The sequence below is a fragment of the Pelosinus sp. IPA-1 genome (assembly GCF_030269905.1).
Classification (GTDB): domain Bacteria; phylum Bacillota; class Negativicutes; order DSM-13327; family DSM-13327; genus Pelosinus.
The window spans coordinates 22,546-43,190 of record NZ_BSVC01000008.1 but is presented as its reverse complement, the minus strand read 5'-3'; the positions used below and the strand labels follow the sequence as shown (position 1 = coordinate 43,190).

The window sequence follows — 20,645 nt, the reverse complement described above, 5'->3', positions numbered from 1 at the left end:
ATAGAAACGCATATGATGACAGAATTCCGTAGAGTTATACATAGTATGTTATACAGTGGCCAATAATTAACAGAGATGTATTTCGTTACATTAGCGCCTCCTTTTCCTTGTATCGTAATTTCATCTTATCAGAAGGATTTATAACTAGCTATACCGAATATCCAATCAGACTGATAAGACAAATATTATCAACGGAGGTATGGCATTGACATTGCAGCAATTAAGAACTTTTTGCGCCGTCGTAGAGGAAACATCCTTCCGCCGTGCGGCGGAACGGCTGTATATGGCTCAGGCTTCGGTCAGCCAACAGATTGCAGCGTTGGAAAAATATTATGGTGTTCTACTTTTTCACCGTTCAGGTCGACGCTGTTCAGTTACCCCGGAAGGTCAGGCACTGTATACCTGGGTGCATGAAACCCTCGGTCTACTGGATGCAATTCCACAAAAATTTACGGACATGCGACTCCTAACCGAGGGACAGATTAAAATTGGTGCGTCTTCATTGGCGGGTAATTATCTTCTTCCATCAGTTATCAAGCGTTTTCAAGAAACCTACCCGCGTATTCACCTATCTGTTCAGATCAGTCACGGATACGAGATGGTGGAACAGGTACGAACAAAAACTATTGATTTTGCGATTGTCGGAAAAAATCTGAACTGGACGACTGATCCGGTCCTATCTTTTCGCCCTATAGCCGTGGATAGGCTGTCACTCATTGTGTGGCCAGGTCATCCATGGTGCGATAGACAGCTTGTTGAACCCCAAGAGCTATGCCAAGGAAATCTCTTTATTCATTCACGCCAAGGTTCGGCTATGAGATCGTTGGTCGAAAAATATCTTCATCAAGAAAATATTATCATAAATACAACCTTGGATATGGGTAACCATGAAACCATCAAACAGGCTGTACAAGAAAAAATTGGTATATCACTGATTAGCAGCATTGCTGTTCAACGAGAATTGTCCCGCGGACAACTGGTTGAGATACCTTTAGCCCGATTGGAAACTATAACGAGAGATTTTATTTTAGTATCATTGGCCCAACGAAACGACAGTTATCTTGAACGAACTTTTATTGAATTACTGGCAGCCGCATATCACTAATAAAGTAAGCGCATTTATTTGACTACACCACAAGAGTTTCCCCTTTCCAAAAAATTCATTATATCCATGGCTAAAAAAAGCGTGGACGACCTACTCCAGGCCAAGAAGCATTTTTGTCAGTTTTTTTCCTACATAAAGTAAAGGGGATTTTCCTACTATAACGTCAGAACTTTTACTACTATCTAATTTTTCAGTATAATGAGATAATTACATTATAGCTTTTCTACAAGAATAAAAATGGGATTACTAAAAAAATGGAGGTATTATTTATGTACGAAAAAATCTTAGTTCCTATTGATGGATCAGAAGCCTCTTGGCATGCCTTAGGACACGCCTGTGCATTAGGAAAACCCTTCGGTAGCAAAATCACGATTGTTCATGTAGTTGAGCCTTATTATACTCTTCCTAATGAAGCTATCTATGGTGAAGACGTTCCTTTGCAACAAGTAAACATCGCAGAAGTCGAAGCAGCAGGTCATAAAATCCTTGAGCTGGCAACAAAAAAAATGAATCACTGTCTTAATGTTTGTTCTATTGATGAACCCTGTTATACGCTTTTGCCTGGAGACATTCCTGGCGAACCCCCTTTGGCAGCAGTCGCTATTCAAGAAGTTGAAGCGTCAGACCCTAAGGTACTTGAACTGGCAAAGCAAAACATGAGTCCTTCTGCCAAGTTTGAAACCCTCTTAAAGTTCGGTTCTCCAGCAAAATCCATCATATCATTAGCAAAGGATGAACATTTTAACCTTATTGTTGTCGGTTCACGAGGATTAAGTGGCCTTGGTGAATTGTTACTCGGCAGTGTCAGCAATAAAATCTCCCATGCCGCAACCATTCCAGTGTTGATCGTAAAATAACTACGTAAAAAAAGGATGATCATATGTGAAGAAAGTTGCTTTCGTCTGTGTGCATAATTCGTGTAGATCTCAAATGGCTGAGGCTTTTGGTAGGATTATTGGGCATGGCATTTTTGAAAGCTTTTCCGCTGGTACAGAGGAACGCTTCATGATCAATCAGGACGCGGTGAGAATCATGAAAGAGCTAGGTATTGATATGGAAATTAATCAAAAACCTAAGCTTCTAAACCAAATCCCTGATGTCGATATAGTTGTCACCATGGGGTGTAATGTGGAATGTCCCTATTTGCCATGTAGCCACCGCGAAGACTGGGGACTGGAAGATCCAAGCGGAAAAAGCGATGATGCATTTCGATACACCAGAGATACAATAAAGCAAAAATAGAAGGGCTTGTTGTGCGAATTAAGAACAACAAGTAAATCAGTAGACTAAAACAAGCCCTCGCTTCACATACTGCGAGGGCTTGTTTTAGTGATTAATGCAAAATACTCCGTCTGACTGGGTTTTATATTCTGATTTACTGGTCTTTCGAGCAATTTAATTTACTATTATCTTTTTGCTCAACTTTATCCTGCTTACCAAAGTCGGTATTACCAAATCCTCCAAATGGTAAGCAACAATCCTCTGAAGCTGTATGACAATTTTCTGTGCGGGCAAATCCTTTACCGGCTGTACTGCAATCTGGTTTATTTTCCTCATTATTTTTGGTGGTCATATTAATAATCCTCCTTTTATCTTTAATTATTTTTATTATATACTATGATACATATATACTTATATGTGAATTTGAACATGTGTCCACTGCTAAATATTTTCAATTTGGCTACTTCTTAATAGTAAGGAATACTTGCTTATTTACTATAAATGATGCTTTCCTCACCTAAAGACAGAGCATACCGTGCAGGTATGCTCTGTCTTTAGTACGTTCTTTTACCAGATTAACAATTCAATTATTTCTGGAGCGTCTGCGGAATTGCAGTTGCACCTATAACCACCATAATTATACATAAGAAAATAACTATTAGCGAATACTAATGCGGAGTTAGAAAAATGACCCTTACCCCAAGAAGACAGGAATTTTATAGCTATAACAGTCGCTGGAGGTATATATGGAAAGAGTAGATATTTTGATCACTATGCAGGAAGACCTGAAAAGAGCACTGCTAAGATCTCAAGAAACTCGGCGTTGGGGAATGTTGCTAGACACCAGAAAATGCATTGGGTGCCATGCCTGTAATATCGGCTGCGTAGCGGAATATAAACTGCCACCGGCAGTGGTCTATCGTCCCGTTATGGATGTAATCAGCGGAAAATACCCTGACCTTAAGCGTCAATTCACGCCACGCCCCTGTTTTCATTGCGCCAAACCATCCTGTGTTCCCGTCTGCCCTGTGGGAGCAACAAAACAAGACCCGGACGGCATTGTTTCCATTGATTATCACAAATGTATCGGTTGTCGGGCTTGTGTGGCCAATTGCCCCTATGGGGCTCGTACTTTTGATATCGGTGCCTATTACACAGAGGAAACACCCGCTGTCCAAGATTATGAAAAAGAGGGTTTCTACGAATATGGGCATATATGGCGGCGTGATCAAAAACACTCCATTGTCGTGGGTAGCGCGCGCAAATGCCATTTTTGCACCAATCGCATTGAAAAAGGCCTTCTGCCTATCTGCGTTTCCAGTTGTATCGGTAGGGTCAGTTATTTCGGAGACCTAAACGATAATCAATCCCTGATTCGAAAGGTAATGGCCGTCAACGAAACCTATCGACTAAAGGAAGAAACGGGCAATGAACCCCAAGTTTATTATATTTAGGAGGAGATCGATATGCAAAGATGGATGATCATCGTTCTTGCAATTTTGTTCATTTCCGGTGCAATTGGTGCATTAGGCAAAGTATTCATTTGGGGTGAGCGTGCAACGAACTACGGTGCGTGGGTTCCTTGGGGCTTATGGGTAAGTAGTTACATTTTCTTAGTGGGTGTAGCTGGTGGTGCAGCATGGACAGGTATATACGTGGCCTTATTGAATAAAAGCCAACCTAATCGCCTCACCTCCCTTAGCCTGATTGCTGGAGGTGTATGTTTAGCCTTTGGTCTGGCCTTCATAGGCATTGATCTGGGTAAGCCCCTACGCGGAGTTAACATGTTTCTTCATCCCACATTTAGTTCGCGATTGGCATGGGCATCCTGGATTTACCCCATTTACTTTATATGTTTAGCCGGTTATTTTTTTACCAATGCAAAGAAATTTTTCATGTATCTGGCCGGTATTACAGCGATTGCCTTTCTACTCGCGGAAGGATTATTTTTTGGCAGTATGGTGGCACGTCAAATGTGGTACACATGGCTAACACCCTTTTCTTTCTTTACTTCAGCCTTTGCCTCCGGCAGCGCCATGGTATACTTGGTTGATTTAGTGATTTTACGTGATAATCAAACAAGTCCATCTGAGCGTCAACTCCTAAAAAAAATCTTAATAGTCACACTCATCGTCCATGTTTTAGTGGAAGGTGTTCACTTCGCTTTCGGGATATTCGGGGGAGCAGAAAAAGCAGTCATGCTGAAGCTTATGCTGGCCTCTTGGTCATTCTGGGGGGTATTCCTTCTTCTTGGCGTAGCATTACCCTTTATTATTCTATGTAACAATCAAATCAACCAACTATGGGCACCTAGTTTTGTATTAGTAGGCATGGCGGCTTATAAATACAGTTTCATACGTTATGGCTTTAGCATCGAACCCTTACCGGGCATTACAGGTGCCCATCAGCACCCGCGACTCACACAAGCCTATTACCCAACCAGTATCGAATGGCTTGTTGCAATCGGTTTTATCGCCGGTATCTTTTTAATGATCCAACTTGCGGCAAACTTTTTACTTAAACAAAAAGAAGCATAATATGAAAGGAGGCATTCTCCCGTGTTTAAAAATTGTTGGGAAGAATTCTGGTCCAATAAAACAAGTCGTCGCAGCTTCATTGCTTCTGCAGCAGCTGCAGGATGCACAGCAATACTAGCAGGCCACGAGGAATTTTGGTCTTTATTTGAACGAGCGCAAGCGGGCAACTTAACACCTGAAGATGAGTATATACTTAATAATGCGGAAAATACGATTCTTACCACTTGTTTAAATTGCAATACCGGTTGCGCCATTAAAACTAAATTCCTGAATGGCAATCTTGTCAAAATCGATGGCAATCCCTATTCACCGTGGACAATGTATCCCCATATTGCCTTTGCTTCAAAAATCCGGGAAGCAGCGCAAATAGATGGGGCAATCTGCCCCAAAGGACATGCAGGAGTCCAGATCTATGCTGATCCCTATCGCATTCGCAAAGTGCTCAAACGGGCTGGTAAGCGTGGCGAGAACAAATGGGTCAGTATTCCTTTTTCCCAAGCCATTGAAGAAATCGCAGGCGGCGGCAAGTTGTTTGCTAACGTCCCTGGTGAAGAAGACCGAGTCGTGGAAGGGATGAATGACTTGTGGACGGTGCGCGATCCTAAAGTTGCTAAAGAGATGGGGGACTACATCGAAAAAATTTTTGGGGAAAAAGATAAAGCTAAGAAAGGGGCACTTGTTCAGGAGTTTCAAGTCAAATTTAAAGATCATCTAGGCGGGATGATTGATCCCAATCACCCTGACTTAGGTCCCAAAAATAATCAATTCGTGTTTTGGTGGGGCCGCTTGAAAGATGGCCGTGGCGATTTTATCAAACGATTCACCCTGGATTCCATGGGGTCCACCAATGCACACGGCCATACCACTGTTTGTCAAGGGTCCCTCTATTTTGCCGGTAAAGCCATGAGCGAACAATGGGGCTACGATGCCAAAAAGAACGCCATGACATGGTCAGGAGGAAAAAAATTCTATTGGCAAGGCGAATTGGAAAGTGCCGAGTTTGTTATCTTCGTAGGCGCCAATGTTTTTGAAGCCAATTACGGACCGCCGCTACGTGGTTCGCGTATTGCTGAAGGGGTTTCATCTGGCCAACTCAAATACGTAGTCATCGACCCGCATTACATCAAAGCTGCCGCTCATGCATGGAAATGGCTGCCTGTTATCCCCGGCAGAGACACCCCTATTGCACTGGGCATGATTCGCTGGATTATCGAAAACAATAAGTATGACCACAAGTATCTTGTAAACGCCAATAAAGGATCGGCAAATGCCGCAATCGAACCCACTTGGACGAACGCAACCTGGTTAGTGAAAATCGAAAATAATAGGCCGACAAACTTTTTAAAATCTCATGAAATTGGCTTTGAAAAAGAAATTCGTGAAAAAGATGGTAAAAGTTATACCAATGATCAATTTGTGGTGCTTAGCAATGGGACCCCTGTGAGTGTTGACCCAAACTCCACTGGAAAACCTGTCACTGGTGAGTTGTTTGTTAATACCGAAATCAAAGGGTTTAAAGTAAAATCTGTTTTTCAGATTTTGTATGAAGAATCAACAATTCACACCCTTGAGGAATGGGCTACCGAGGCTGGTGTAAAATCCAGTGATATTGAAGAATTGGCCCGGGAATTTACAAGTCATGGCAAGAAAGCGGTTGCCGATATCCATCGCGGCGTATCACAACACACCAGTGGCTATTATGATGTGCAAGCATGGAATACATTAAATTTGCTGATTGGTAACTATGATTATCGCGGAGGCTTTATCGCGAAAACCGATTACAATAGCAAAGGTGATAAACCTGGACAGGCTTTTGATATATCTAAACATCCTCAAAAGGCACCTAACTTCGGTATTCCCATCATACGAAGCGGCACCAAATACGAAGATACTACACTATTTAGCGGCTATCCAGCGAAACGTCCCTGGTTCCCTCTATCCAGTGATGTTTATCAAGAGATGCTCCCCTCTGCGATGGACATGTACCCTTATCAAATTAAGACTCTATTTTTATACATGGGGTCGCCTATTTATTCTCTGCCCGCTGGGCAGTCGATGATCGACACGTTACTTGATATCAACAAAATCCCGTTATTTGTAACATTTGATATAACTGTCGGCGAAACTTCCGTATATGCTGACTACATCATTCCTGACTTAACTTACCTTGAGCGTTGGGAAATGCAAGGCGGCCATCCCAGCGTTCCCTATAAAACCATGCCAATTCGGCAGCCAGCTGCCAAGCCCCTAACGGAAATGGTTACCGTTTTCGGCGAAGAAATGCCCCTAGGACTGGAATCCTTTATTCTGGGTTTGGCTGAGAAGCTTAATTTGCCAGGTTTTGGTCCCAATGGCTTTGGCCCTAACATTCCACTGACTCACTTTGATCACCTCTATCTAAAACAAATAGCAAACATAGCTACCGACGGCAGCCTGGTTCCTGATGCAGATGATGATGAAATGCAACTCTTTTTGGCAGCACGAAAGCACTTACCTCGAGGGGTATTTGACGTAGACCGCTGGAAATCGGCAGCTGGTGACGCCTACTGGCGAAAAGTTGTCTATGTGCTTAATAGAGGCGGGCGCTGGCAGGATTATAACGCCGCTTGGGATGGTGATAAAGTAAAGAATAAATACGGTACGCAAGTAAATATGTACTGTGAAAAAACGGCACAAACGAAAAACTCCATGACCGGCCTGAACTTTTCCGGCATCGCCACTTATGTCCCCGGCCCAAGAGACGTATTAGGAAACCCCATTGAAGATGAAAAGGACGGATACGACCTTACTATGATTACGGGTCGTGTTATTGAACAAACAAAATCCAGAACCATCAGCAGTTATTGGCTCTTAACGTTAAATCTTGAGAATAGTATCCTCATTAATAGTATTGACGCTGCACAGCGCGGCTTACGAGAAGGAAATGAGGTCAAGATCACCTCAATGACCAATCCCGATGGAGTATGGAAACTTGGTCCATTAGGCGATAAGCTTTTAATCGGCAAAATTAAAGTAACAGAAGAAATTCGCCCTGGCGTAATCTTTTTCCCTCTGGGCTATGGCCATTTTGCTTACGGCAGTAGGGATATAGTAATTGACGGGACTACACTAAAGGGTGATCCGCGCAGAGCAACAGGGATTCATGCCAACGTTGCCATGCGTGTAGATCCGGTGTTAAAGAATGTAGGCTTGCAAGATCTAGTAGGCGGGAGCATTGTTTTTTATGATACTAAAGTAAAGTTAGTCAAAACTTAGACTATATCAAATAACGAAGGATAACGATCAAGTTATCCTTCGTTATTTGATAAGTAATAGTTATACTCCCATAGATATTTAGGCTATTGATTTGTTTACTCGTAGATAGTTTTAAAGCTCAACTGGCAGTTCAATTAGCTGCTGGTTGAGCCTTTTTTGTGCGCAAAGCTTCCGATTGAATCCTAGAGAAACCGTCACCATGCCTTATATTCTTTGACAAGTGCCCATACCTATTCAATATTGGGACTTTATTTAATGATGTCTAAGCTTGTCTAGTCTTGCATAGATAATTTTTCTAAACTCTTCAAATGAAGCGTCCTGAACTATTTCAGTCACATAGCCGATCAGTGAAAGATTATAGATAGCCTTTTCTTCTTGCGTCTTGACCATCACATATTCATTCCCATCAACATCCGTAATCAATGTAAGTGTAATATCATCGCTCTCAGCTTCCTCACCCATAATAGTTTCGTTTATTGTTCTATAGGTTTTAAACATGTGCATTATCCTTTCGTGCGCTTATACCTTCACAAAAAATGCACGCTGACGCGCTGCTTTGGCAGCCCTGACTTTTCACTTTTCTCTTACCTTGTACTGATACCAATTTATATCCCCCCATCTTCACCCTGTAGGAGGTTTCTTCTATCCACTGATACGGATATAGAAGAAACCAGCATACAGTTTGTTCAGGGGAAACTAAAAAAGAGCATGCGAGGTCTTTTCAACCTACACATGCGCTTTGCTTCGTTTTGATTGCATGCAGACGCTAAGCTTCTGCCAACACTTCAATTGTATTATGCCGAACATACCATCTCCCTTGTCTTCAAGGGAAAATCACGGTATAATAAATTGTCGTCGTAGGCAGGTAACTGTTACGTGTAGGTGCTCAGAACACCTGCTCGTGCCTGGGAGTGCTTGCAACACTTCTAGGACACGGCGACTTTTTTAATTTCCACCTATTCCTAATTATATTACATTTTTTAGGGATTGCAAGCAAAAGTAAAATGAAAAACTAGATCTTATCGCAATAAAAAGAATAGGTTTTGGGGATGCGAAGGATATAATGGTTATGGACGACAAACAGGCCACGATTCTGCAGTTGTCTCAGGTACATGATGTTTGTACCTGAGACAACTATGAATCGTGGCCGTTCTTGTAAATAATAGATTATTTTACTTTAACATGGCTTTAATTTCTTCTTTTCCAGGCACTTTGCCAGCAACTTTGACTACCCCATCCACCACTAACGCCGGGGTATTCATGACACCGTACTTCATGATTTCTTTAATATCTTCCACTTTCACGAATTCTGCGGCAATTCCCAGTTCTTCCGCCGCCTGTTTGGCCGCACTATATAAAGCACCGCACTTCTGACAACCCATACCTAAAATTTCGATTTTCATTTTTGTTACCTCCAAATTATTTTAAAAATTTAAGAATACTTTGACTATGCCCAATCTGTTCACTCAGCGTTTTTTCCGCCGCTCCAACCACATCCAGCACCGATGGATACGCAATACGGTAGATTACTTTTTGACCATCCTTACAAGAGTCGATAATTCCCTGCTTTTTCATCACGCCCAAGTGCTGCGACAAGTTGGACTGCTCAATGTCCAGTTCCTCAATTATGTCACACACGCAGCGCTCTCCCTTTTCCAGCGAATGGAGAATTTTAATTCGCACCGGGTGAGACAGAGTCTTAAAAAAACCTGCCGTCAATTTTACTACGATGTCCTCTGCCATGATAATAACCTCTCTAAATAATTTGATAATATGATTAAATTATAATATTAAAAAGATATCCTGTAAAGACAATGGACACCGTTAAAATGGCAATGAAGATCGCAATCAGTTTTGGTTTCAGCACATTGCGCAGAATGATCATTTCCGGAAAGCTCAAGGCGGTCACAGCCATCATAAAGGCCAGTGCCGTTCCCAGGCTCATGCCTTTCTGAATCAATGCCGTAACAATCGGTATCACTCCGGCGGCATTGGAATATAACGGAACACCAATTAAGACTGCCATCGGTACCGCCCAGATATTATCCTTACCCGCATACTGGGTCAAAAATTCCTCCGGCGCATAGCCATGGATAAAACCGCCAATGCCAATGGCAATAATGACATACAGCCACACTTTTCTTAAGATTTCTTTCGTATAATCACGGGCATATTGCAATCGATCGGCAAAGGACTGCTCAACGATCTCGGTATCGCCCACTTTCATTTGATACACATAGTCTTCCACCAAATGTTCCAATTTGAATTTACCGATTAGATAACCAGCAATAATCGCTATGGTAACACCAGAGAGAATATAAATAGCAGTAATTTTCCACCCCAATAATCCCCATAGCATGACAATCGCCACTTCATTTACCATTGGCGAAGAAATCAGAAAAGAAAAAGTAATGCCCAGCGGTACGCCGGATTCAATAAATCCAATGAATACCGGCACGGCGGAACAGGAACAAAAGGGTGTGACTATCCCGAGTAGCGCCGCCACAATATTCCCGTAGAACTCCCGCTTGTGGCTCAGAATTTTTTTCGTGCGCTCTGCCGGAAAATAGGAACGCAGTATGGATACGCCAAAAATGATAATCGTCAGCATTAAAAAGATTTTTATACTGTCATAGACAAAGAAATTGAGTGCTTCGCCTAACATAGTCCCGGGCACTAGACCCAACCATTGATATACCAAAAGATCGGCAAATTCTTGTAACATAGTAATACCTCCATGAGTTAAAGCTATCTGTATTTTTCCCCGCTTGCTACCAGGGATTTAATAAATAGCAGTTTTTCAATTTTGATTGTGATCCTCGAAAATAACCTAGCCAAAGCTGGCCGATAATATACGGTCATCCCTTCGATACTGGTTTGTTCATAGTTTTCTATTGCCTTCGGCTTACCTACTTGCACGGACGGATAGCAGGGCGTTTGTCCTCTACTGCAGCTACAGGCTCCGCCCGGGCGTTCCACCACATCCAGTGTTAATCATCATCTCTTGCGATTTACGTTTGATAGATTCCCAAGCCGCTGGCTCGATATGAACTTCCATCTCTCCTCCCCCTCAAAATAGGTTATGCGGAAAAATCTTTTTTCTCCACTGGGAAACGGTTTTTAAACATATGTTTTGCATCTTCAAACAGTGTAAACAAGATTGGCACATAGATCAATGTCAGAAAGGTTGATACCATTAAACCGCCAATCGCCACCACCGCCAGCGGTGATAAGCGTTCTAACCCAACCGCCCATTCCAAGGCAATCGGCACCATGCCAACAGCCGTACCGCAGGCGGTCATTAAGATGGGCCTCGTCCGCATCCGTACACTGTCAATAATCGCCTGCTCAACCGCACTTCCTTTGGCGCGGGCCTCAATGATAAAATCAATCAGCAAAATTGAATTTTTTACTACAATGCCGGCCAAAAGAATCATTCCCATAAAAGCAGGCATGGAAGAATGTTTGCCAGCAGCCAGTAGCGACCAAGCCGCGCCGATCACGCCCAGGGGTATGGCGGACATAATGGTCAGAGGATGCATAAACGAATCAAACGCCGGCACCAAACTAAAGTACAGCAGGATAAGCCCAATTCCCATGGCTGCTCCCAGTGCACCAAAGGAGGATGTCATCTGTTTTAAATCTCCCTCCTGGCTAAGGGAATAACCGGCTGGGAGCTTAATATCGCTCAGCGCCTTCTGTACGCCCTCATCCAAATGAGTGATGGCCGCTTGTTCGCGATAACCGTAAATATCAACCGTATTTTGCAGCGCCTGACGGGTAAAGAGCGTCGGCGAGCTTTTATACGTCAAGCTACCTAAGCTCTCCAGCGGAATAGGCCCTTTCGCCGTATTAATCAGCATCTCTTTCAATTTTCCTGCATCATCCCGCTTTTCCTCCGGATATTGCACACGAAAGCCAATACCATCTTCCTGGTCAATACGATAAACCGATGCAGCCGTGCCGCGCACCGCTTCCGCGATTTGCCGGGACACAGCCAACGGTGAAATCTCATATAGAGCACAGCGCTCTTTATTGGCGGTAAAAATCACTTCTTTTTTATCATAGCTCCAACTGCGCGATACGGTAGTGAGCCCAGGAACCTCCAGCATCTTTTGGTAAATTTCTTCACCTACTTGATTCAGTATTGCCCGGTCCGGACCGGAGACCATGACATCCACCGGCGCTTTAATGCTGGCCATGGGGGTAGCGCCAAAGTCATATACATTGACATATTTTAATCCCGGAATGGTACTAAACTTTTGCCGCAGATTCTCTTCGATCTGCCAAATGGGCTCCGGCCGGTGGAATCGGTCGACCAGCCGGATGGTCATGTTGCCGCTCTGCGGCAATTTACCGCTGCCAAAACTCACAATGCCCGATTCGGAGCCAATAACGGTCGAAATACTTTCGAGTCCTGGCGTTTGACCAACAAATGCTTCCATCTGTTTGGCAATCCGGTTGGTCTCGGCCAGCGAAGTATCCGTATCGGTTTCAAAATCGATTTTTATAATGCCCGTATCCATGGACGACATCAAATCCCGGCCAATGAGCGGCATTTGCCGGATACTGACTCCGAAGGCCATGATCCCGATCAAGAGAAAAACCAGTCGATGCTTTAAGGCAATGCCCACAACCGTTACAAAAAAATCACGGATGGAGCCGATAATGGTGTTATCAAAACGCAGCGCCAGCCGCTCCAGTACATTGGATTTATATTTTGCTTTTAATAGTAAGGGAGCGGCAATGGGTATGACCGTCACCGATACGATATACGAAGCAACCAGGGCAATGGATAGGGATAAAGCCATTGGCCGCATGACAGTTTGGACATAGCCGCCGATGAATATAATGGGTGCAAGTACCATCGCTGTCGCATAGGTTCCAGAAAAAATCGCCAGCATAACCTCTTCCGTACCGCCAACTACGGCCTCCTGCAGTTTACCCGGATACTCCTCATAATGCCGGGCGATGTTCTCCAGCACCACAATGGCATCATCCAGCAGCATACCCACCGCCACAATAATTCCAGTGAGGGTTACCATATTAAATTCATAACCCATCAGCCACATGACGGCAAAGGTAATCAAATACGTAAACGGAATGGATATGGCGGCCAGCATGGTGATGCGCAGATTGCCGAGAAACAGGAACACCACCAGCACCGTCAAAAGGATGGCGTCCCGCAAGGCATCGCGCATATTGTCAACGCCGCCGCGGATTAATGACCCCTGGGTATCGCTGATTTCAAAGGTAATGTCCGGGTAATGGCTACGCAGTGTCGGTAAATACTGTTCCATCGCATTGACCCCGTCCATGGTTACGCCAGTCGGCGCGCGCAGGATGCTCATACCCACTGCCTGCTGCCCATTGCCTCGGTACGCAGATTGTGGCTCTGCCATGCCGAATTTTACCTGTGCGACATCACGCAGATAGATGTCGCCGTTCTGCCGGTGGGCTACAATAATATTCGTCGCATCCGCCGGTTTCTTAAACTCGCCTTGGGTTTTGAGCAAAAATTGACTGCCCTGCTTGATAATAAGTCCGTTAGGTACGTTGACATTGTTGGCATTGAGCGCAGCGGCCACATCGCCAATCGTAAGACCATAACGCGCCAACGCATCAGGATTGATGGCAATGCTCAGTTCCGGCTGATAACCGCCAAACACCTCGGTCTGGGCAATCCCCGGAACCCGCAACAGTTCTTCTTTAATTTCATTTTCCGCCAATTGTCTGATTTGAACCATATTGAGCAACGAATCAGGGCGAGGAGAAAGTGCCAATACAACCGTCGGCTGGGACGCCTGACTGATTTTGTTAATCTGCGGAGTCCGAATATCCCCCGGCAGCTGTCCAGTAATTTTATTTAATGAATCGGCAACATCCGTCGCGGCGGAGTCCAAGGACTTTTGATAGTCAAATTCCACATTGACAACCGAAACTTCATCTTTGCTGGTGCTGCTAACCCGCAGTACATTGCCGAGTGTCGCCAGTTCTTTTTCAATCGCCCGGCTGACTTTTGCTTCCACATCGGCGGCGGCAGCACCAGGTTCAACGGTAATAACCGTGATTTGCGGATGATCGGAATCAGGATACAGGTTAATCGGCAATTTAAAATAACCGATAATGCCAATGATTGCCATAAGCAGAATTAAGGATAATACCAGATGTGGTTTCGCTAAATATTTAGCAATCCAGCCATTCATTGTTGCTCACTCCTATCCGCGGCAACCATCACCGGTACGCCCTCCATCAGTTTCAGCAATTGACTTTCCTGTCCAACAGCTACCTTTGCTCCGGCGTCAATACCACTTACGACTGCCTGTTGATCATTTTCGCCGAGTATCGTTACCACCACAGGATGGGCAGTTCCGTCAGTTATCCTAATGACAAAAGCACCGCTGGCGTTTTTCACGACTGCTGTTATAGGAACAATGATGCCTTGCACATTTTTAAGAATAAAATCAACCCCTAGTGTGGAACCAGGCGGCAATTGGAAAGGCATATTATCGAGACGGATTTCCACGCTGGTAAGACTGTTGGCGGCCAATGCCGGATAAACTTTAGACACAACGGCCTCCAATTTTTCTTTGCCATCCGAAATGAGTGCCTGCGTACCGGTGGTAATGTTCAGTGTTTGTTCCTGGGGTATTTGCACAATGACTTTATAGCCTTGGTTTATCCCCTGCAAGGTCAAAAGTGGCTTGCCAGGAACCGCTAAATCGCCCGGCTCGGCGCTGCGTTTCACAACAATGCCATCAAATGGCGCAACAAGCCGGGTGTAACTTTGTTCCGTAGCCGCCGCTTCCCTATTCTGCGCCAGCAGTGCCACCCGTTCCCGAGCAGTCTTGACCTGACTTTCTGCCAAGTCCAGCGCAGACTTGGCATGTTCATACGTCTCCTGCGATATTGCTTTATTCTGATATAGGTACTCGTCACGGTCAAAGCTGGCTTTTTGTGTATTATAAGCGCTTTCGGTCGCTGCCAAAGTACTTGCTGAAGCACGCTGATCCGCCCCGGCAGCGCGGACTTTATTCGACAGTGTAGCATCATCCAGTTCAGCCATCAGTTGCCCGGCTTTCACCATATCGCCTTCCCGCAGGTGAATCGCCAAAATGTTTGACGTAATCCGGGCAGATATATCTGCCGTTACCATAGAATCCGCCTTTCCCAAATAATGCACCATTACTGGTACTGATCCGCTATAACTTTTTGATACTTGCACGGACGTTGGACGGATATCCGGTTTGGCAAGCCCTGCTAAATCCTGTTTTTTCTTGACCACCAGTCCGACAGCCAACGTAACAATGATCAGCCCAATAACGCCAACCAACCATTTTTTCGGTACTCTCGCCATTATTTCCCCTTCTTTCCTTCTTCATTTATTATTGCCGCACCGGATATGCCATCTGCCCATACACCGCTTTCAAATCTACCACTGCACTGATTTCATCAAAGACAGCTTGATCATACACAGCCTCAGCATTGGTGGCAGCGGACTGGGCAACCAGTGCATCCGTTAATGACGTTTTACCGGTCTTATAGGACAATTCCATAATGCGATAGGTTTCCTGGGCGCGATCCCAAGCTAAGCGAGCTGCCTCAACACGAACTCTGGCAGCACTGACGTTAGCCTGGGCGGCTGCCAAATTGGCTTGGGCGTCTACTACCGACTGGGCATAGCTTTCCTTCGCCCGGTCAAGTTGTATTTTCGTCTGACGGATATTGGCGTCAATCACCCCGCCATCGAAAACAGGCAGACTCAATTGCAAGCCAAGTGTCCACATTTCATCTTGGGCTGCATCAGACCGCCCCACCGCTGTCACCCGGTAAGTGCCGTTCAAACTAACTTGCACGTTATGATCCGCCTTGGCCGAAGTGAGCAGTTCTGTGCTTTGTTCCTGTCGGATCTGATTCTTCTTCACCTCAAGATTTTCTTTGATATCACCAGTTACCAACGCTGCCACATCATAGTCACTCATGCTTCCCTTCACAATAAGCGGCTGGCTTTGTTCATAACCTATGTAAGACTTTAATAGTGCAAGCTGGCGCTCATAGTCGCCCTGATAGCGGGCCAGCTTCTCCTGTTCGGTCGCCAACTGAGACTCCACCTGCAAGACATCCACACCGGCTACGCGCCCCACGGCATACTTCATCCGGATATCATCCGTCAAGCTGCTTAATGCTTTCACACTATCCTGTTCTGCAGTAATGGTATTGTTTAGCTGCAAAATCCGATAAAATCCTTTCACCACATTATTCACAACTGCCGTTGTCTGGTTTTTTAGTTCCACCTGCTGCCAATTGGCACTTTCTTCATTATATTGAATGAGCGATTTTGTTTTGCCAGCATCATAGAGAGTTTGCTTTAGATTCACCCCCCACTGCTTTTGCCGGTCGTCATAGACTGGGGGAATCGCAGTGCCATGAGCCGGAATAATCGCCGTAGGGTCTTCCTGCCATTGATAGTTGCCTACAAGATCAATCTTTGGTCCGGCCAACCCCTGCGCTCCTTTAGCCTGCATCTGCTTCGCCGCCAAATCCAGTCTAAAGCCTTGCAAGCTATGATTTTCCAATAGTGCCAGATGAATGCAATCATCAAGACTGAATGATTCGGCAGCTGATATTTTTGCCAGTGGTGTCATTAGCAGAGTGATTAGCATCACTGCGAAACACCTCAGCAAAATTTTACGGTAGCCATCCATTTGTTTCATAAATAGTTGTTCCTCTCCTTCGTTACGTACCTGGGTATCTATCTTCACCGCCACAAGTCAAACAACATTTTGCCGGCAATTGCATACAGCAAAACACCGATGATAACCTTGACCTGTTTATTCTGCAGTTTTTTGCTCATCAACCAAGAACCCAACAAGGCTCCCCCCACCGAACCGGCCACCGTATAGGCCAGCAATACTCCATCCAGATTGCCTAAGGACGCCCGTCCGGCAAACCCAGCCAGCGACGAAAAAATAACGATAAACGAACTGGTGGCCGAAGCTTTTTTGGCTGGAATTCCCAGCCACACCAATGCCGGCACGATAATATTGCCACCACCCACTCCCAAGAGTCCACCCAGAAAACCGGCCACGCCGCCCACCGGTGTGCCGATGCTCCACAGACCTTTTATACTTTTTGTCTCATCGGTTTCTTTATCGTTTTTGCTGATATTCACAGCCGCATTTTTGTCTTTATTATTTTGTTTGGCTTTTTTCTTGTCGCCCGGTTTATAAAACAGCATCATCGATGCCGCAAAAACGAGGAATAAAATGAATAATAGCAATAGATTGTTGCGCGGTACAAACTGGCTGGCGTAAGCCCCTGCTGGCGACAGTACCGTAGCTGTAAGCAAAATAGGGAACGCTAGTCGCCACAAGATCAGTTTTTCCCGGGCAAAGGTAATCGAAGCAAAAATCATGGAAATACCATTTAAGAGCAGTGCCGTGCTCATGGCCGTATGAAGTTCAATGCCTAACGCCAGATAAACTGGAACCAATATAAATGCGGCTCCTACCCCAGCGACCGTCAATACTGTAGTCGCCGTAAATGTCACCAAGCCAGCCCATACTTCAATCATGATCATTCACCTCCATTATAGTATTGGCCGCCGGCCCTGCCAGCGGCCTCATTGTTCAACTACTTATTGCAACTTTTCTGCACAGGGAATGCAAACTTTTTTGCCCTTCACATTTTGCAGTTTATGGACAAACACGCGCTCCCCACACGCTTCACAGAGATCAGTGTCAAAGATTCCCTTACCCTTTTCAAACTTGTAATCAAATACTGGGCTAATAACCAGGAATTCCTCTTCTGCCCGGTTCATAACCCCTTCCAGCAACGGGTCGGTAATATTGGCTGGTACATCTTGTGGCGGTACACCTTGTTTACGCTGTTGCACAAAGGGCGATTGCAGCATTTTTCCAAAAAACTCTGTTTTAAGCTGAACGCGGACCGCTTTTTCCTTCTTAGTATCAATGAGCGTAAACGCCATTTTCCCATAATACAGTTTCTGGATATTGCTTTTACCATACGTGCAGCCAGTAACCGTCATCAACCCATCGACAAAACAGCCGGCGGCGTGATCATTACCTGTCTCTACTAGCATCACCAGTTCTTTGTCCTCGGAACGCTCTACACTAAGAGCGTTCATGGCCGCCGCCCCAGCCCGAAGTCCTAACGGCATAGCCGGACATTTGTGTCCGTGAAATTTGAGTCCTACCTCGAAATAATCTTTTGCTTGCATCATGATACATTGCCTCCTTATATTTTAGGGTACTATGACCTGAGTAAACTTTTGATTTTTTATTCTATTATTATGTGAGGCAGAAATCAGTTTTATTATTGTTGATGTTTCGCATATATTGCCTGTTTTTCAACATCAGAATGTAGGCGGTCAAGGATAAAAGCAATCAGTACAATCCCTGCCAAACTGCAAATCCAGCGCGTTACTGAAAACATTCCCCCTAAAAATTGGGTTTCAAACAGGAACATAGGGATTTTCAGCGTTGCCCAAGCTCCGATAAATACCATGACATTAAAAAAACTAGCCCCTTTTTTCATCATCACCGCCGCTACTGGAAAGGCTCCATACAATGGCCCGGCCGCCGCCGCTCCCAAAGTCGTCGCCAATGTGATTCCTTTTATCCCAGATCCTGACCCCAGATGGCTGACTACTTTCTCACGTGGAACCCAAGTGTCTAGTAGTCCCAAGATAATAAAGATCGGGGGGATAAAACTAAGCATTTCTAAAAAACTGTCAGTTGTCCGCCCAGCAATTTGAATGCCTAATACCGGATGCCAAATAAAAATAACGCCGTCAGCTAGCAATGCCAGGATAACCCACTTATACCGTAGAAGTTGTGCCACCCTAACCCACCACCTTTCCTAATATAAAGGCCACAATAAAAGAAAATAATACACTCATTCCATTGCGCAGCAGCATCGTCTTCCGGCTGAAAAACTGGGTTTCCATGGGAGCCGTGACGACTCCGACCATCATCAGCGTGGAAATGAACACAGCCACCTGCATAATGCCTGCCCCCATATCCAAGACAGCTTTGGCGAGGGGAAAGGCAATAAATCCAGGAATGAGCGTAATTGAGCCGATGGCGGCCGCGACAACCATGCCGGTCGCACCAGAATTCGCTCCTAGTAATTCATTGACCATGGCCGGTGATATGACTGCCATGGTAGCGCCAATAAGCAAGAGAATCAGCGCAAACGCCGGCAATATATTATCAAAAGCCTTCCACGCTTTTTTTAGCGACTGCTTGGTTTTCTGACGGTCTTTCTGAAAAGACCACAGTATTCCGGTTATAGCCAGCCCATAAAAGAACAAAATATCCAATGTTTACACCTTCAATTCCTATACTGAATTACTGCGCTGCTGAAAAAGTACACCTTCCGCCCCGACAACCCCAGCAGCTCATATTGGTGTCTTCTTCCACCACTTGTATCGTCGTGTGCCGGATACCAAATTCCTGTTCTAAGAGTGGCATGGCCTGAGAAAGTACCTGGGACGAACGAATCCCTTGACGCACCAACATGTGACAACTGAACACTTCATAACCAGAAGTTACTGTCCATACATGGACATCGTGGACATTGACCACCCCGTCAATCGCAGTAAGCGCAGCGGTAAGCACAGCAACCTCGGTCTTGCCTGGTGTGCCTTCCATCAAAATGTGGACGGACTGGCGGACGACCGACCAAGCTCCTTTTAAAATCACCAGTGACATCACCACACTGATAATGGGGTCAGCGATATACCAGCCAAATTGGTACATGAAAAAACCAGCTAGAATTGCCCCGACTGCACCAAGCGCATCGCTAATCATATGGAGATAAGCACTACGCAGGTTAATATTTCCTTTTACATCCCCTTGGCGGAGGAGTACCCAAGCACTGACAAGATTGGCCACCAAGCCGACAAAAGCAACCGCCATCATTGGTCCACTATCTACCGCCGGTGGCTCGGTAAACCGGCTATAAGCCTCCCAAATAATGACCCCAGCGATGGCAAAAAGAGCCAGACCATTCAGCAATGCTGTCAAGATTTCAAACCTATGGTAGCCATAGCTTTTACTAGACGATGCTGGCTTAGCGGCAAACCAGACCGCCATGAGACTTAATGCCAATGACCCTACATCACTAAGCATATGTCCTGAGTCAGAGAGAAGTGCTAAACTGTTTGTCAGCCACCCACCTACCGCCTCGGCAATCATAATGCCAAAGGTAATGACCAGTGCAATTGCCAGACTTTTTTTATTGCCTTCTCGCCGCATGCCATGACTGTGACCATGATCGTGATTGTGCATATATTTTTCCTCCTCAATAATATATTAGATTTTTTATCATAAAAAAATATACTATATTAAAAAATACAAGGTGATTTTTTCGTACACGAAAAAACTTTTATTAACAGGCAAATTTAAAAGACAGAGTTGCTTAAACGCCCCCCTGCCTAAGACGACACCTCACTAACCTATTCCTCAATCTTTTGCCGCATTTCTTTACCATTCATCGAAAAC

General features: G+C 44.9%; 20 protein-coding genes. 6 read left to right on the top strand and 14 right to left on the bottom strand.

The window, feature by feature from the left end:
• Positions 1–205: 205 nt before the first annotated feature.
• From QSJ81_RS19055 to QSJ81_RS19045, 3 genes are all read left to right on the top strand, one after another.
• On the top strand, positions 206–1,105 hold the full coding sequence (locus QSJ81_RS19055) for a LysR family transcriptional regulator (RefSeq protein WP_285718927.1): 900 nt from the start codon (positions 206–208) through the stop codon (positions 1,103–1,105).
• Between the two features lie 269 nt (positions 1,106–1,374).
• Positions 1,375–1,962, top strand: coding sequence for a universal stress protein (locus QSJ81_RS19050; RefSeq protein ID WP_285718926.1), 588 nt, complete (start codon positions 1,375–1,377; stop codon positions 1,960–1,962).
• A gap of 25 nt (positions 1,963–1,987) precedes the next feature.
• Positions 1,988–2,347 carry an arsenate reductase ArsC gene (locus tag QSJ81_RS19045; RefSeq protein WP_285718925.1) on the top strand — a complete coding sequence of 120 codons (360 nt, stop codon included), beginning with the start codon at positions 1,988–1,990 and terminating at the stop codon, positions 2,345–2,347.
• A 133-nt stretch (positions 2,348–2,480) separates the two neighbouring features.
• Here the strand turns inward: QSJ81_RS19045 and QSJ81_RS19040 are convergent, their stop codons facing one another.
• On the bottom strand, positions 2,481–2,678 hold the full coding sequence (locus QSJ81_RS19040) for a hypothetical protein (RefSeq protein WP_285718924.1): 198 nt from the start codon (positions 2,676–2,678) through the stop codon (positions 2,481–2,483).
• A gap of 478 nt (positions 2,679–3,156) precedes the next feature.
• Between QSJ81_RS19040 and QSJ81_RS19035 the strand changes: the two genes are divergently transcribed.
• The 3 genes from QSJ81_RS19035 to QSJ81_RS19025 are packed head-to-tail and all read left to right on the top strand — an operon-like array spanning position 3,157 to position 8,118.
• A complete protein-coding gene (locus tag QSJ81_RS19035) occupies positions 3,157–3,780 on the top strand; it encodes a 4Fe-4S dicluster domain-containing protein (protein WP_285719152.1) in 624 nt (207 codons plus the stop codon).
• A 12-nt stretch (positions 3,781–3,792) separates the two neighbouring features.
• On the top strand, positions 3,793–4,863 hold the full coding sequence (gene nrfD / locus QSJ81_RS19030; protein ID WP_285718923.1) for an NrfD/PsrC family molybdoenzyme membrane anchor subunit: 1,071 nt from the start codon (positions 3,793–3,795) through the stop codon (positions 4,861–4,863).
• Between the two features lie 21 nt (positions 4,864–4,884).
• Positions 4,885–8,118 (top strand): molybdopterin-dependent oxidoreductase, encoded by a 3,234-nt coding sequence (locus QSJ81_RS19025; protein WP_285718922.1) that lies wholly within the window; start codon positions 4,885–4,887, stop codon positions 8,116–8,118.
• Positions 8,119–8,370: 252 nt separating this feature from the next.
• On the opposite strand, the gene QSJ81_RS19020 is transcribed toward QSJ81_RS19025, so the two are convergent.
• The 13 genes from QSJ81_RS19020 to QSJ81_RS18965 all read right to left on the bottom strand — a co-directional run bounded on the left by QSJ81_RS19020 (position 8,371) and on the right by QSJ81_RS18965 (position 20,432).
• A complete protein-coding gene (locus QSJ81_RS19020; protein ID WP_285718921.1) occupies positions 8,371–8,616 on the bottom strand; it encodes a hypothetical protein in 246 nt (81 codons plus the stop codon).
• Positions 8,617–9,290: 674 nt separating this feature from the next.
• On the bottom strand, positions 9,291–9,521 hold the full coding sequence (locus QSJ81_RS19015; RefSeq protein ID WP_285718920.1) for a thioredoxin family protein: 231 nt from the start codon (positions 9,519–9,521) through the stop codon (positions 9,291–9,293).
• Positions 9,522–9,537: 16 nt separating this feature from the next.
• Positions 9,538–9,861 carry an ArsR/SmtB family transcription factor gene (locus tag QSJ81_RS19010; RefSeq protein WP_285718919.1) on the bottom strand — a complete coding sequence of 108 codons (324 nt, stop codon included), beginning with the start codon at positions 9,859–9,861 and terminating at the stop codon, positions 9,538–9,540.
• Positions 9,862–9,895: 34 nt separating this feature from the next.
• A complete protein-coding gene (locus tag QSJ81_RS19005; protein WP_285718918.1) occupies positions 9,896–10,843 on the bottom strand; it encodes a permease in 948 nt (315 codons plus the stop codon).
• Between the two features lie 23 nt (positions 10,844–10,866).
• A complete protein-coding gene (locus tag QSJ81_RS25810; protein ID WP_502929670.1) occupies positions 10,867–11,097 on the bottom strand; it encodes a CC/Se motif containing family in 231 nt (76 codons plus the stop codon).
• 101 nt (positions 11,098–11,198) lie between these two features.
• Complete coding sequence (locus QSJ81_RS19000) at positions 11,199–14,324, bottom strand: efflux RND transporter permease subunit (protein WP_285718917.1); 3,126 nt, start codon at positions 14,322–14,324, stop codon at positions 11,199–11,201.
• Positions 14,321–15,475, bottom strand: a complete 1,155-nt coding sequence (locus QSJ81_RS18995) for an efflux RND transporter periplasmic adaptor subunit (protein ID WP_285718916.1) — start codon at positions 15,473–15,475, stop codon at positions 14,321–14,323. Before QSJ81_RS18995 ends, QSJ81_RS19000 begins: the two co-directional genes overlap by 4 nt.
• A 28-nt stretch (positions 15,476–15,503) precedes the next feature.
• Positions 15,504–16,832 (bottom strand): TolC family protein, encoded by a 1,329-nt coding sequence (locus tag QSJ81_RS18990; protein ID WP_285718915.1) that lies wholly within the window; start codon positions 16,830–16,832, stop codon positions 15,504–15,506.
• A 44-nt stretch (positions 16,833–16,876) separates the two neighbouring features.
• Positions 16,877–17,692, bottom strand: a complete 816-nt coding sequence (locus tag QSJ81_RS18985) for a sulfite exporter TauE/SafE family protein (protein ID WP_285718914.1) — start codon at positions 17,690–17,692, stop codon at positions 16,877–16,879.
• A gap of 63 nt (positions 17,693–17,755) precedes the next feature.
• Positions 17,756–18,361, bottom strand: a complete 606-nt coding sequence (locus tag QSJ81_RS18980) for an FmdE family protein (protein WP_285718913.1) — start codon at positions 18,359–18,361, stop codon at positions 17,756–17,758.
• 92 nt (positions 18,362–18,453) lie between these two features.
• A complete protein-coding gene (locus QSJ81_RS18975) occupies positions 18,454–18,981 on the bottom strand; it encodes a permease (RefSeq protein ID WP_285718912.1) in 528 nt (175 codons plus the stop codon).
• 1 nt (position 18,982) lies between these two features.
• Positions 18,983–19,462: a permease gene (locus QSJ81_RS18970; protein ID WP_285718911.1), complete on the bottom strand. Its 480-nt coding sequence runs from the start codon at positions 19,460–19,462 to the stop codon at positions 18,983–18,985.
• Between the two features lie 28 nt (positions 19,463–19,490).
• Positions 19,491–20,432 (bottom strand): cation diffusion facilitator family transporter, encoded by a 942-nt coding sequence (locus QSJ81_RS18965; RefSeq protein WP_285718910.1) that lies wholly within the window; start codon positions 20,430–20,432, stop codon positions 19,491–19,493.
• Positions 20,433–20,645 lie beyond the last annotated feature (213 nt).

Bases quoted from the DNA above. Each gene is read 5' to 3' on its own strand.
- QSJ81_RS18965 (WP_285718910.1), bottom strand. From the start codon at position 20,432: ATGCACAATCACGATCATGGTCACAGTCATGGCATGCGGCGAGAAGGC.
- QSJ81_RS19005 (WP_285718918.1), bottom strand. From the start codon at position 10,843: ATGTTACAAGAATTTGCCGATCTTTTGGTATATCAATGGTTGGGTCTA.
- QSJ81_RS19000 (WP_285718917.1), bottom strand. From the start codon at position 14,324: ATGAATGGCTGGATTGCTAAATATTTAGCGAAACCACATCTGGTATTA.
- QSJ81_RS18990 (WP_285718915.1), bottom strand. From the start codon at position 16,832: ATGAAACAAATGGATGGCTACCGTAAAATTTTGCTGAGGTGTTTCGCA.
- QSJ81_RS19020 (WP_285718921.1), bottom strand. From the start codon at position 8,616: ATGTTTAAAACCTATAGAACAATAAACGAAACTATTATGGGTGAGGAA.
- nrfD (WP_285718923.1), top strand. From the start codon at position 3,793: ATGCAAAGATGGATGATCATCGTTCTTGCAATTTTGTTCATTTCCGGT.
- QSJ81_RS19010 (WP_285718919.1), bottom strand. From the start codon at position 9,861: ATGGCAGAGGACATCGTAGTAAAATTGACGGCAGGTTTTTTTAAGACT.
- QSJ81_RS18985 (WP_285718914.1), bottom strand. From the start codon at position 17,692: ATGATTGAAGTATGGGCTGGCTTGGTGACATTTACGGCGACTACAGTA.
- QSJ81_RS19035 (WP_285719152.1), top strand. From the start codon at position 3,157: ATGTTGCTAGACACCAGAAAATGCATTGGGTGCCATGCCTGTAATATC.
- QSJ81_RS19040 (WP_285718924.1), bottom strand. From the start codon at position 2,678: ATGACCACCAAAAATAATGAGGAAAATAAACCAGATTGCAGTACAGCC.
- QSJ81_RS19015 (WP_285718920.1), bottom strand. From the start codon at position 9,521: ATGAAAATCGAAATTTTAGGTATGGGTTGTCAGAAGTGCGGTGCTTTA.
- QSJ81_RS18995 (WP_285718916.1), bottom strand. From the start codon at position 15,475: ATGGCGAGAGTACCGAAAAAATGGTTGGTTGGCGTTATTGGGCTGATC.
- QSJ81_RS18980 (WP_285718913.1), bottom strand. From the start codon at position 18,361: ATGATGCAAGCAAAAGATTATTTCGAGGTAGGACTCAAATTTCACGGA.
- QSJ81_RS19050 (WP_285718926.1), top strand. From the start codon at position 1,375: ATGTACGAAAAAATCTTAGTTCCTATTGATGGATCAGAAGCCTCTTGG.